This is a genomic window from Serratia sp. BNK-10, assembly GCF_047456065.1.
In the GTDB taxonomy this organism is placed as follows: domain Bacteria; phylum Pseudomonadota; class Gammaproteobacteria; order Enterobacterales; family Enterobacteriaceae; genus Serratia; species Serratia ureilytica.
In genome coordinates this window covers 1,157,751-1,170,661 of sequence record NZ_CP179894.1, presented here as the reverse complement: position 1 = coordinate 1,170,661, position 12,911 = coordinate 1,157,751, and the positions used below count along the sequence as shown (strand labels likewise).

The window sequence follows — 12,911 nt, the reverse complement described above, 5'->3', positions numbered from 1 at the left end:
TGACGTTACTTGCCGCCTTTCACCGGGTAATCCGGTTTTTTGTCGTTGCCGGCAATATACGGACTCCACGGCTGCGCGCGCACCGGCGCCTCGGTCTGCCACACCACGTTGAACTGGCCGTTGCCCTCGATCTCGCCGATCATCACCGGCTTGTGCAGGTGGTGATTGGTCTTGTCCATGGTCAGCGTGAAGCCCGACGGCGCGGCGAAGGTTTGCCCAGCCATCGCCGCGCGCACCTTATCGACGTCGGTGGTGCCGGCCTTTTCCACCGCCTGCGCCCACATATGGAGGCCGACGTAGGTGGCCTCCATCGGATCGTTGGTGACCGCAGTGGCGTAATTCGGCAGATTGTGCGCCTTGGCGTAGGCTTTCCACTGGCTGACAAACTGTTTGTTGGTCGGGTTATCCAGCGATTCGAAGTAGTTCCAGGCCGCCAGGTTGCCCACCAGCGGTTTGGTGTCGATGCCGCGCAGCTCCTCCTCGCCGACCGAGAAGGCGATCACCGGCACGTCGGTGGCCTTGACGCCCTGGTTGGCGAGTTCTTTGTAGAACGGCACGTTGGAATCGCCGTTGATGGTGGAGATCACCGCGGTGTTGCCGCCGGCGGCGAACTTCTTGATGTTGGCGACGATGGTCTGGTAATCGCTGTAGCCGAACGGCGTATAGACCTCTTCGATATCCTTGTCCTGCACGCCTTTGCTGTGCAGGAAGGCGCGCAGGATCTTGTTGGTGGTGCGCGGATAGACGTAATCGGTGCCCAACAGGAAGAAGCGCTTGGCGCCGCCGCCGTCCTCGCTCAGCAGGTATTCCACCGCCGGGATCGCCTGCTGGTTCGGCGCCGCACCGGTGTAGAACACGTTCGGCGACATCTCTTCGCCTTCGTATTGCACCGGATAGAACAGCAGGCCGTTCAGCTCCTCAAACACCGGCAGCACCGACTTGCGCGACACCGAAGTCCAGCAGCCAAACACCGCCGCCACCTTGTCCTGGCTCAGCAGCTGGCGCGCCTTTTCGGCGAACAGCGGCCAGTTGGAGGCCGGATCCACCACCACCGGCTCCAGCTTTTTGCCGAGCACCCCGCCTTTGGCGTTGATCTCGTCGATGGTCATCAGCGCCACATCCTTCAGCGGCGTCTCGGAAATCGCCATGGTGCCGGAGAGCGAACTCAGAATACCGACCTTGATGGTGTCGGCGGCCTGCGCGCTCCAGGCCAGGCCCAGGCCGACAGCGGCGGCGGACAGCGCAAAAGCTTTGATAAAACGACGACGTTGCATAGTTCAAACTCCTGATGTGTGTGAAATCAAAATCGTTACGCCGAGCGCGCAGGCTGCTGAGCCCGCGCCTGATGCAACATGTGCAGCGTTATTTTTCGCACTTCTGCCTTGCTGACGGCGATGTGCTCGCCGAGCAGCGTTTGCGCCTCCCCGCTTTGCCGCTGCAGGATCGCCTGCAAAATGGCGGCGTGCTCGCGGTAGGTGGCGTCCACCCGCGTCTGCTGGGTGAAATCCAGCCGGCGAATGATGCGGATCTTTTCGGTCAGCTCGCGGTGGATGCGCGCCATTTCGCCGTTGCCCGCCGCGGCCACCAACGCCTGATGAAACTGCTCATCGTGCTGCGACACCGCCTTGCCGTCCGCCAGGCGCGGCGCTTCGGTCCAAAAACGGCTCAGCGCCGCCAGCGCGTCCGGCGTTTCCCCGGCCGGGCGTTCGCACAGCCGTTTCACCGCCTCTTGCTCCAGCACGATGCGCAGGTCGTACAGCTCTTCGAAGTAGGCGAAGTCGAACGGCCGCACCTGCCAACCGCTGCGAAACAACACCTCGACATAGCCTTCGCGCTCCAGCCGAAACAGCGCCTGACGCACCGGCGTGCGGCTGGCCGCCATGCGCTGCGCCACGTCGCTTTCGCTGAAGCGATCGCCCGGCAGCAGGCGAAACTCGAAGATGTCGGCCTTGAGCTGCAGATAAATACGCTCCGCCAGCCCTTCCGGGCGCGCCTTGTGCTCTCCGTTGGTGATTTGCATCATCGCTCCTCCGTTCAGACCGCCTTTTCCAACCACAGCAGAGCGTCGCCCGGCCCGACCGGCCGCCCCTGCCGGCAGCTGATGCGTTTAACGATCCCGGCGCGCGGCGCGGTGACCGCCAGCTCCATTTTCATCGCCTCGACCACGATCAGCGGCTGCCCGGCCGCCACCGCTTGCCCCGGTTCCACCAGGATCTTCCACACGCTGCCGTTCAGATCGGCGCTGACCAGATCGCCGTCGATGGCGTCTTCTTCCTCCGGCGGCAACAGCTGCGCCTCGGCCTCGTCGTCATCGCTGCGCCAGCGCGCCACTTCGGCGCTGAACGCCTGCTGCTGGCGATGCTGGAAGTCGGCGATCGCCTCGGCGTTGTCGGCCAGGAAACGGGTGTAGGCGGCGAAGTCGAACTCGCTCTCTTCGATGCGCACCTGCATGCGCCCTTCACGGAACGCTTCGCGCTGCTCGTCCAGCTCTTGCTCGCTGACCGGGTAGAAGCGCACCTGATCGAAGAAGCGCAGCAGCCAGGGCTCACCGGCGGTGAACTGCGGGTTTTTGAGAAACTTGTTCCAGATCGGCAGCGTGCGCCCCACCAGCTGGTAACCGCCCGGCGAGTCCATGCCGTAGATGCACATGTACATGCCGCCGATGCCGACCGTCCCTTCGGCGGTGTGGGTGCGCGCCGGATTGTATTTGGAGCTCAGCAGGCGATGGCGCGGATCGAGCGGCACCGCGCAGGGCGCGCCGAGGTAAACGTCGCCCAGCCCGAGGATCAGGTAGCTGGCGTCGAACAGAATGTCGCGCACCTGCTCGCGTCGGCTCAGGCCATTGATGCGCTGAATGAAATCGACGTTGTTCGGCAGCCAGGGCGCCGAGGCGCGCACCGTCTGTTGATAGCGATCCACCGCCCCCAGCGTGGCCGAATCCTCAAACGCCATCGGCAGCCACACGGTGCGCGTCGGCACCTTCAGGCGGCTGACGTCCCCCAGCGCCCGTTCGCGCGCCAGCAGGCGCTGCAGCAGGTCGGCCTGGCTAATCTGCCGGCTGTCGTAGCGGATCTGCAGCGAACGCACGCCCGGCGCCAGCTCCACCACGCCCGGCATCGCCTCCTGCCGCAGCGACTGCATCAGCAGATGAATGCGCAGCCGCAGCGCCAGATCGAGCACATTGTCGCCGTACTCCATCAAGATGTAGCCGTCCCCCGCCTGGCGATACGCCACCGCCGGGCGCCCTTCCGCCGCCGGCAGCGCCGCCAGCACCGCGGCGGAAACGGTCTCCGCCGGGGCCAGATCCGGCGGCGGTAGGGTGATGGCCTTCACCGCCGCCAGCGCTTCGATGCTGCCGAGCTGCGCCTGCTCCAGCGACTGCGCCTGCCGGAAGCCGATCGGATGGAAACGGATGCGGTCGCCCGGCTTCACCTGCCCCACTTTCCACAGTTCGGCCTTGGCGATGGTCACCGGGCAGACGAAGCCGCCGAGGCTGGGCCCGTCGCGGGTCAGGATCACCGGGAAATCGCCGGTGAAGTTGATGGCGCCGATGGCGTACTCGCAGTCGTGCACGTTGGAAGGATGCAAACCGGCCTCGCCGCCGTCCTCCCGCGCCCACTCGGGCTTCGGCCCCGACAGGCGCACCCCGAGGCGGTTGGAGTTGTAATGCACCTGCCAGTCGGTGGCGAAGAAGGCCTCTATCGATTCAGCGGTGAAAAAGTCCGGCGCGCCGTGCGGCCCGTACAGCACGCCGATGTGCCACTGGTCGCCGTAGTGCGGGATCAGGCTGTCGTCCATCGCCTGCGGCGCGGCGATCGGCGCCGGCGTGGTGCTGGCCGCCAGCGCCGGTTGGGCGATCGCCAACATGTCCGCCACGCGCAAGGTGCGCCCGGCGTGGCCGCCGAACTGGCCCAGCGCGAAGGTGGAGCGGCTGCCGAGATACACCGGCACGTCAAAGCCGTTGCGTACCGCCAGATAGGTGCGGCAGCCTTGCGTGGCGCGCCCCAGCGTCAATACCTGCCCGGCCCGCACCGCGATCGGCCGCCAGTAGGCGACCGCCTCGCCATCCAGATCGGCCGGGCAGCTCGCGCCCGTCAGCGCGATGGTGGCGTCGCAATGAAAGCGCAGCGTCGGCCCCTGCAGGGTAAACTCCAACCCGGCGGCCGCCGGGTGGTTACCGACGATGCGGTTGGCCAGCCGAAACGCGAAGTCGTCCATCGGGCCGGACGGCGGCACGCCGATGTCCCAATAGCCGAGGCGGCCGGGATAATCCTGCACGCTGCTGTAGGTGCCGGGTTGCAGCACTTCGAGGCAGTGCGGCTGGAAACGCACATCGTCCAGCAGGCGTGTCCAGACATCGCCGCGCTGAAATTGCGGCGTGGCGATCACCTGCCGCAGATAGTCGAGATTGGTGGCGATGCCGTGCAAACGGGTCGCCGCCAGCGCCGCGCGCAATTTTTCCAGCGCCTGTGCCCGATCGGCGCCGTGCACGATCAGCTTGGCGATCATCGGGTCGTAAAACGCCGACACTTCGCTGCCGGTCGCCACCCAACCGTCGAGGCGCACGTCGTCAGGGAAATACACCTCGGTCAGCACACCGGGGCTGGGCTGGAAGTTTTTCAGCGGATCTTCGGCGTAGAGGCGCACCTCGATCGCCGCGCCCTGCGGCGCGCGTTGCAACGCCGCCCAATCCAGCGCATCGCCCGCCGCCACCTGCAGCATGCATGCGATCAGATCCAGGCCGGTGACCATTTCGGTGACCGGGTGCTCGACCTGTAAGCGGGTGTTCACCTCCAGGAAATAAAACTCGTCGCGCGCGGCGTCATAGATAAACTCTACGGTGCCGGCGCTGCGGTAATTCACCGACTCGCCCAGCGCCACCGCCGCCCGGTGCAGCGCCTGGCGGGTCGCCGCCGGCAGATGCGGCGCCGGGGTTTCCTCCACCACCTTTTGGTTGCGCCGCTGCAGCGAACAGTCGCGCTCGCCGAGCGCCGCCACCCGCCCCTGGCCGTCGCCGAAAATCTGCACCTCGACGTGGCGCGCCCGATCGACGAAACGTTCGATAAAGGCGCCGGCGTCGCGGAAGAACTGCTCTCCCAGCCGTTTGACGCTGTCGTAGGCGTCGCGCAGCGCCGCCTCGTCGTCACAGCGCGTCAGGCCGATGCCGCCGCCGCCGCCGGTGCTTTTCAGCATCACCGGGTAGCCGATGCGCGCGGCGGCCGAGACCGCCTGCTCAACGCTCTCCAGCAAGCCGGTGCCCGGTGTCATCGGCACCCCAGCCAACGCCGCCAGCTCGCGCGCCCGGTGCTTGAGGCCGAACTCGCGCATCTGCGCCGCCGTCGGGCCGATAAAGGCGATGCCCGCCGCTTCGCAGGCGTCGGCAAACTCGGCGCTCTCGGACAAAAAGCCGTAGCCGGGGTAGATCGCCTGCGCGCCGGTGGCCGCTGCCGCCGCGAGGATCTTGTCGATGCGCAGGTAGCTGTCGGCGGCCTTGTCGCCGCCGAGCGCCACCGCCCTGTCGGCCTCGGCGACGTGCGGCGCATTGCGGTCGGCGTCGGAATAGACCGCCACGCTGGTTACGCCCAGGCGTTTCAGGGTGCGAATGGCGCGGCAGGCGATTTCGCCGCGGTTAGCGATCAGTACGGTAGTAAACATGTTCATGCCCCCTTAACGCTGGCGAGATAGTCGCGCCAGCCGCCAAACTCAGTGATATCCGTCGCGTCTTCCAGCGCCCAGGCTTCGCAGATAAACCCCTTCACCCGCCGGCCGTCCGCCAGCAGCAGCGTGCCGATGCCCAATGGCGCCGGGATTTCCGCCACAAACTCGCCGAAACGGGCCAGCGGGATGTCCCACAGCTCAACGCGGATCGCCGCCCCCTGCGCCGCGCGCGCCAGCCCCGGCTTCGGCGGCTCGGTATCGGCCAGCGCATACAGGCGATAGCAGGGGGCGGTAGCGGTTTGTTCCACCTGCACCGCGTCGCGCTGTGTCAGCTGGACGTTGAGCGGCATGCCGCTAAGGTGAGCGCCCACTACCGCCAAACGCACGTGTCCCGAAGACGAGGCCGGCGCCGGCTGCGGCGGCAATGCCCGACCGATAGCGCCGAGCGGCAAGGCGCTTTGCCGTTGCCAACGCAGGCCAAACGCCGCCAGCGCCCGGTCATGCCAGGCGGGCGCAATCAGGGTGATGCCCGCCGGCAGGCCGTCTTCGCGCAGCGGCCCCGGCAGCGCCAGCGCGCTCAGATCGGCCAGGTTGGTGAAATTGGTGTAAGTGCCGAATTGCGAATTGAACAGCACCGGCTCCTGCGCCATCTCCGCCAGGGTGCGGATAGTGGGCGCGGTCGGCACCACCAGCGCGTCGAACGGCGCCAGCCGCTGGGCGATTTGCCGCGCCAGCTCGGCACGCAGGTATTCCGCCTTGTAGGCGTCGCAGGCGCTGTAGCCGAGGCCGTTGCCGACGATGCCGCGCACCACCGGATCGATGGCCTGCGGGCTCGCTTCCAGCACCTGCTCAATGGCCACCGTGCGCTCCGCCACCCAGGGGCCGTAATACAGCTGTTCCGCCAGAGTGCGAAACGGCGCGAAATCGAGGGGTTCCAGCGTGGCGCCGCCCGCCTGCAGCTGCGCCAGCGCTCGGTGAAACGCCCGCTCGGCCTGAACATCGCCGAAAAACTCCAGCTGGGCGGGAACGGCGAAACGCGGCGCGGCGGGGATATCCGCCGGCGCGGTATGCGGATCGGGGCGGGAATACGGGTCTGCCGCGTCAAAGCCGCTCGCCAGTTCCGCCACCAGCGCGGCATCGGCCACCGTCAGCGCGAAAACCGACACCGTATCGTTCAACCGGCAGGCCGGCACCACGCCGCGGTTAGACAACCGCCCCTTGGTCGGCTTCAGCCCGACGATGTTGTTGAACCCGGCGGGCACACGCCCCGAACCGGCGGTGTCGGTGCCGAGCGCGAACGGCACCAGGCCGCGCGCCACCACCGAGGCGGAGCCGGAGCTGGAACCGCCGCTGACGTAGCGGCTGTCGAAGCTGTTGACCACTGCGCCATACGGTGAGCGAGTGCCTACCAACCCGGTAGCGAACTGGTCGAGGTTGGTTTTACCAAGGGCGATCGCCCCGGCGGCGCGCAGGTGGGCGACCAAGGTGGCGTCCGCCGCGGCCTGATAGGTGAACGCCGGACAGGCGGCGCTGGTCGGCCAGCCGCCAACGTCGATATTGTCTTTGATGGCGAAGGGCACGCCGAACAGCGGCAGGCGGCTGAGATCGCCGGCGACTGCCTCGAGCCTCTGTGCCAGCTGCCGATACTGCTGCTCGCGCTGCGCCGACGTGGCGAGATACAGCCAGGCGTTATCGTCTGGGTTCAGCCCGGCGACCAGCGTTTCGATCGTCGCACTGACGCAGGCAAGGCGCTCGCCCGCCGGGCGGGTTTGGTAATGGTGTTGCCATTCACTGAGGGTAAAACCGCACGCTACAACAGGTTCGCTCATCGACTGAATTCCATCTGGTACACAAGATGGGATTCAACAGAGCAACCGGCGTGCCAATTTTTAATCTCATGATTTCAATAAATTATAATTAAAACTTATGACGGCGGCGGCAAACGGGCTGCACCAGCGGCGCGCAGCGGGAGAACAAAAAGAGTGCAATGGCGGGATGACGCAGAGGAAAAACCGGGGCGACGACACTCGCCGCCCCGCAGGCCGATGGGGATCAGTCGTTGATGCGTTTCAAACCGACCGGCGTAATGCAGTAGGTCTGTTGCTTGCCTTTCTCCGCCAGCCGCAAGTGCTGCATTTCGTTGACGATCGCCAGGCGGTTGTCCGGCTCTTCATGCCGCAGATGAATCACTTCACCGCCGTAACCCGACAGCGGCAACACCCAGGTTTTGGCCGGTTGATTCTGGCTGCCGATGACGTCGTAGCTGAGCAAGACGTTGCCGTCCGCATCCGTCACGCTGAGGAAGGCGTAGCTGTCGGCAAAGTAGTGGTGAGCAATCCCCGCCGCCAGCGTGACGGTAACGGTTTTCTTCACCAGATCGATGGCGCCGGTCAGGAACTGGCGATCGCCAATCCCTTTGCACGCCACGGTAAACGCATTGCCGACGTTGGCGCCCGGCGGCGTATTGTCGGCCGGCAGGCAATCCCGATAGGTCGCCAACAGTGACTCGCGCTGCGGCTCGGCAAAGGCGCCGATCGCCAGATAAATATCGTCCTTGAACGACGACGATGGCGCATAGTAAGCCGGCAACAGGCGACGCAAACGCTGCGCCGCCTGTTCCAGGCGCGCCAGCAGCGCCTGCTCGGGAGCGCCGGGCAACGCCGGGTTTTTCAGCCCGCTGGTTTCGATGCGCAGTACGTTGGTTTTGTTTTTGTTATCGATGACGTCGGCCGCCGCCGGATTCAAACGCACCCGGCTCGGCTCCACATGGTAAATCTCGATGTCATCGCCCTCGGCAAACGGCAGCTCGTCATGACTTAACGTAGCCTGAGTGCCCTGAATCTCCTTGCTGAAGCGCACCGCGCCCCGCCGATCGCGCAGCGTCACCCGGGCATAGGTTTCACCGGGGAAGTAGGCGTGCGGCGTGGTGCTGGTCACGTCAACCACCACCGCTCCTTTGGCGCGATCGACGACCACGGTGGCGAAGACCGCATCGCTCAGGCCCAACAGATTGATCTCCTGCGAAACGATCGGCGAAGCGGCTTTGCGCTCGAAGCGAAGCGTCACCGCGTTTTTCCCCTGCTTCACCGTCAGGTAACCCGCCGTCGGCCGATATTTACGATCTTTGCCGGTCGGCAACCGCAAGGTATACACGCCGATCGGCAGCGCAGTCAGGGCCAGGGTCGGCGCGTCGATACGGATTTTGTGGGCATAGCGCGCCCCTTCCATCAGGACAAGATCCTCACCGTAGATCTGCGCAAAGTCATCGATATCCAGACTCAGGGTGACGTCGCCTTTCAGCCCGCTGGCCTTGAGCTGGCAGGAGTCGACCAGCCGCAGCGAGGAATCCAGTTTCAGCTGCGCCTGCACCGCCGGCAGACGCTGCGCGTCCACCAGTTGATACAGCGGATACACCGCCTTGGCGTGGCTGAACGCGTTGCGATCGCGCTGCGCTTGGGTGATCACGCCGCCGGTCAGCTCGACGAACGGCGTCACGTCGATCTGCTCACCAGCCGCGGCGAAGCTTGCCGACAGCAGATCCAGCAAGGCATGTTCCGACGGCACGAAGCCCGGCGTGTTGCAGCTTTGACGATATTGCTGATTAAAGTGCGTGAAGGCGTTCTTGCCTGCCTTGTCGACCATCAGCATCGCGAAGAACAGCTTGGAGCGCAGATCCCACTGGTTGAGCGGCGTGCCCTGAGCGATCAAATCGATGATTTTCTTCTCGACGCCGGCCGCGTTGCCGTAGTTATACAGCCACCCCTCCTGGTATTTGCGTTCCCCCAGCATCACGTCTTGATAGCAAGCGGCATAAATATTGTTCCACATCTCACCGGTGGAGAAATATTTGTCGCCCATAAAGTGCCCCTGATAGCCGTGCGCGATCTCATGCAGGCTGCCCCAGTTGCTGTCTTTCGGCGTCAGCCAGAAGCTGCTGACCGAGTTGCTGGTTTCCGCCGTCCAGCGGCCGCCGTAATACGCGGCGCCGGCGCCGTGCTTATCGGCCTTCATAAAGTAGCGGTTGCGAATATTGCGATCGGATTCGTGTTCAGCCTCGAACGAGACGCCGGTCAGCGCATTGTAGAAAGTGAAAATGCGATCGTAGTAGGCGATCAGCCCGTCGATGTTTTTCGCGTCGCCCAGCGACTTCAGCGCCGGTTTACTGATTTTCGGCACCAGCAACACTGCGTACTCCGCATCGACCAAGGCAAACTCGGCGTCCCGATCGTCCCAGCGGGCAAAGAATGCGGCTTCGTTTTCGCCACGGCGATAAACCGGCAGCGCTTTCGCCGTGTCCGGGTACTCGAACTCCAGCGCCGGCTCGCCCTGCCCGTACGGCGTATCGATGAACGGCACCGAGACGGCATTGACCTGGGCCTCGACCCAGCTCGCGCCGACGCTGAATTCCGCCTCCGTTTTGCTGTCGTCATTCAGCAAGCGCAGCGTGAGCTTGCCGGTAAACGCCGCGTTGGTCTGGCGCACTCGCAGCACCTGCCCGGCGGCGAGAATGACGCCCAGGTGCTGGCGATCGTGATCGATGCCTTTGCTCATGCCTGCCGCATCCAGCCAGACCGGCCGGGTCAACGTGTAAAGTGATTGGGTTTTCGTGATGGTTGGCATCCTGCTTTCCTCATGGTTTGGGTGATTGAATTGACCATGAAAAAGTAACCGGATGGGCGGCTCGCCCTCCATCGATGGCGGGTGGCTGAGGGCCAGTACAACAATGGCGGGCGGAAGAGCGGCAATAAAAAAGGCGCAACCTTGCGATTGCGCCTGATGTTCGGTGAACGCTGCGCGTTACTCGCCGCGAACGCGCTGCGCCAACCCTTTGAGGAAGTAGCGCAGCATCTGATCGCCGCACGGGCGGTAGTTCTTGGTGCCCTCTTTGCGGAACAGCGCGCTCAGCTCCGGCTTGGAGATGCGGAAGTCAACCGCGGTGAAAATCTGGTGCATGTCGGTGTCTTTCAGCTCGAACGCCACGCGCAGCTTTTTCAGCACCAGGTTATTGGTGATCGGCAGTTCAACCGCCGGCGCCGGGAACTTGTCGTCCTTGCCGCGCTTGAAGAACACCAGGCCGTTGAGGAAGTGCGCCATCACTTCGTCAGGGCACTTCTCGTAGCCCGGCTCGCCTTCTTTGATCACGTAAGCGTCCATCGCCGACACCGCCACCTCGAAATCGTCCAGTTTGATAATCTCGACCATTTTGGCGTTGTTAATGCTCAGCATATAGCGCACGCTGCGCAGCACGTCGTTGTTCATCATGGGATTGCATTGCCTTTACTTGTCTAACGGGGACGTGCGCATTGTAAAAAAATGCCCCATACCCAAAATAATTGGAGTTGCATCGCGGCGGCAAATTTGTAAGCCCCCGGAGCATAGTTAACTACGTGACCGGGGCGCGCAAATGCAGCCAACAAAGAGGCAGCTCCAAGTATGACGGGTATGGCCGCACACCTTGAATGTGCGGCAGTATAGGGATCGGCAAGGGGTTTCTCAATCGATTTGGCTTTTTTGCTGATACAGCGGGATGTCTTCGCCGATGATGTACTTGTTGCGCAGCAGCGACGAGACCTTGTCCATGATCATCACTACCACCACCAGGATCAGGGTGATGAACATCACTACGTCCCAGTTCCACAGCCGCATGTTCTCCGCGTACACCAGGCCGATGCCGCCGGCGCCGACGAAGCCCAGCACCGCCGCAGAGCGGGTGTTGGATTCGATCTGGTACAGGCTGAGCGCCAGGAAAGTGGGGAACGACTGGGTGAAAATGCCGTAGCGGTGCTTCTGCAACCCGTTGGCGCCCACCGCCGTCAGGCCGCGGCTGGGGGACTTGTCCACCGCCTCATGGCCTTCGGCGTACAGTTTGCCCAGCAGCCCGACGTCCTGCATCACGATAGCCAACACCCCGGCAAGCGGCCCCATGCCGACGGCGCGCACGAAGATCAGCCCCCAGATCGCCATGTCGATGCCGCGCAGCACGTCCAGCAAGCGGCGCACCAGCACCGAAATCGGCCGCAGCAGCGGCGTCGACATCACGTTGCGCGCGGCGAAGAACGACAGCGGCAGCGCGATCAGCGACGCGGTGATGGTGCCGGCGAACACGATGGCGATGGTGATGCCGATCTGCTGGAAGTAGTACATGAACGGCCAGTTGGCGAAGTCATGCCAGACGAACATGCGCAGGAAATAGCGCCCCAGCTGCTGGCAGCCGTTGATAAACTGCGGCCAGCTAATGCCGAAGACCAGGAAGAAGAACACGTAGTACAGCACGATCGCCAAGGCGATCAGGCCGACGGTGCGCAGGTAGCGCCCCTGCTGCGCGAAGATCGCCGGATGCTGCTGTTTCAACTGGCGAAGCGTTTCCGCCGATGCCGGAATGCCCGCTGTCATTTTGCCCCCTCCACCACGCGCTTGCGCAGCTCGCCCGACACGTAGTCGAGCACAGAAACCACCACGATGATCAGCAGCAGCGTCATGCTGACCTGATCGTAACGGTCGAGTTTAATGTTGGTCATCAGCTCCTGGCCGATGCCGCCCGCCCCCACCAGCCCCAAAATGGTCGACTGACGGAAGTTGATCTCCAGCCGCATGAAGCTGTAGGAGAGAAACACCGGCTTCACCTGCGGCCACAGGCCGAAGCGCATGCGCTGCAGCGGCGTGGCGCCGCAGGCCGCCAGCCCGCGCACCGGTTTGTTGGAGGCGGTTTCGATCGATTCGTAGAACAGCTTGGTCAGGCTGCCGATGGTGTGCAGCGCCAGCGCCAGGAAGCCGGGAATGGCGCCGATGCCGAACGCCATCACGAACATCACCGCCCACGCCAGCTCCGGCATGGTGCGCAAGAACGCCACCAGCGTGCGGATCGCGAGCCGCACCGAGGCCGGAGTATAGGTATTGCCGGCCGCCAGAAATGCCAGCACGGTCGCCACCAGCACCGAGAAAATGGTCGCCGCCAGCGCCAGCTGCAGGGTCTCCCAGATCAGCGGCAGCTGAATGTTCAGGCGATAGCCCCAGTAGGCCAGCGAGCCTTCGGTACGCCCATCGGCGAACAGCAGGTTCCAGTGCAGCGTCGGCACGGTTTCGGCCAGGTAGTCGAAGAAGTGCGGAATAGACACCCAGACGGTGTGCAGGTTGAACTCGGCGAGGTTGCCGGCGCCCAGGTACAGCACCACCAGCCCGAGCGACCACAGCAGCGCTTCGCGCTTTTGCTTGCTGCGGATCCGTTGGTAATAGTGTGCGAAATCGGTATTCAA

General features: G+C 64.1%; 8 protein-coding genes. All 8 read right to left on the bottom strand.

The genetic code is table 11. From position 1 onward, the window contains the following. Positions 1 to 5: 5 nt before the first annotated feature. Positions 6 to 1,274: an urea ABC transporter substrate-binding protein gene (gene urtA, locus ACMGG9_RS05675; protein WP_025302020.1), complete on the bottom strand. Its 1,269-nt coding sequence runs from the start codon at positions 1,272 to 1,274 to the stop codon at positions 6 to 8. A gap of 35 nt (positions 1,275 to 1,309) precedes the next feature. After that, on the bottom strand, positions 1,310 to 2,020 hold the full coding sequence (locus tag ACMGG9_RS05670; RefSeq protein ID WP_042785662.1) for a GntR family transcriptional regulator: 711 nt from the start codon (positions 2,018 to 2,020) through the stop codon (positions 1,310 to 1,312). A gap of 14 nt (positions 2,021 to 2,034) precedes the next feature. Next, complete coding sequence (gene uca / locus ACMGG9_RS05665) at positions 2,035 to 5,655, bottom strand: urea carboxylase (RefSeq protein WP_414161963.1); 3,621 nt, start codon at positions 5,653 to 5,655, stop codon at positions 2,035 to 2,037. 2 nt (positions 5,656 to 5,657) lie between these two features. After that, positions 5,658 to 7,487 carry an allophanate hydrolase gene (atzF, locus tag ACMGG9_RS05660; protein WP_414161962.1) on the bottom strand — a complete coding sequence of 610 codons (1,830 nt, stop codon included), beginning with the start codon at positions 7,485 to 7,487 and terminating at the stop codon, positions 5,658 to 5,660. 223 nt (positions 7,488 to 7,710) lie between these two features. Next, positions 7,711 to 10,278 carry a putative mucin/carbohydrate-binding domain-containing protein gene (locus ACMGG9_RS05655; protein ID WP_414161961.1) on the bottom strand — a complete coding sequence of 856 codons (2,568 nt, stop codon included), beginning with the start codon at positions 10,276 to 10,278 and terminating at the stop codon, positions 7,711 to 7,713. Positions 10,279 to 10,455: 177 nt separating this feature from the next. After that, a complete protein-coding gene (locus ACMGG9_RS05650) occupies positions 10,456 to 10,920 on the bottom strand; it encodes a DUF1456 family protein (protein WP_004939471.1) in 465 nt (154 codons plus the stop codon). Between the two features lie 231 nt (positions 10,921 to 11,151). Beyond that, positions 11,152 to 12,051, bottom strand: a complete 900-nt coding sequence (gene phnE / locus ACMGG9_RS05645; protein WP_147837745.1) for a phosphonate ABC transporter, permease protein PhnE — start codon at positions 12,049 to 12,051, stop codon at positions 11,152 to 11,154. Next, positions 12,048 to 12,911: a phosphonate ABC transporter, permease protein PhnE gene (gene phnE, locus ACMGG9_RS05640; RefSeq protein WP_016928590.1), complete on the bottom strand. Its 864-nt coding sequence runs from the start codon at positions 12,909 to 12,911 to the stop codon at positions 12,048 to 12,050. The genes phnE (ACMGG9_RS05645) and phnE (ACMGG9_RS05640) overlap by 4 nt, the downstream gene beginning before the upstream one ends.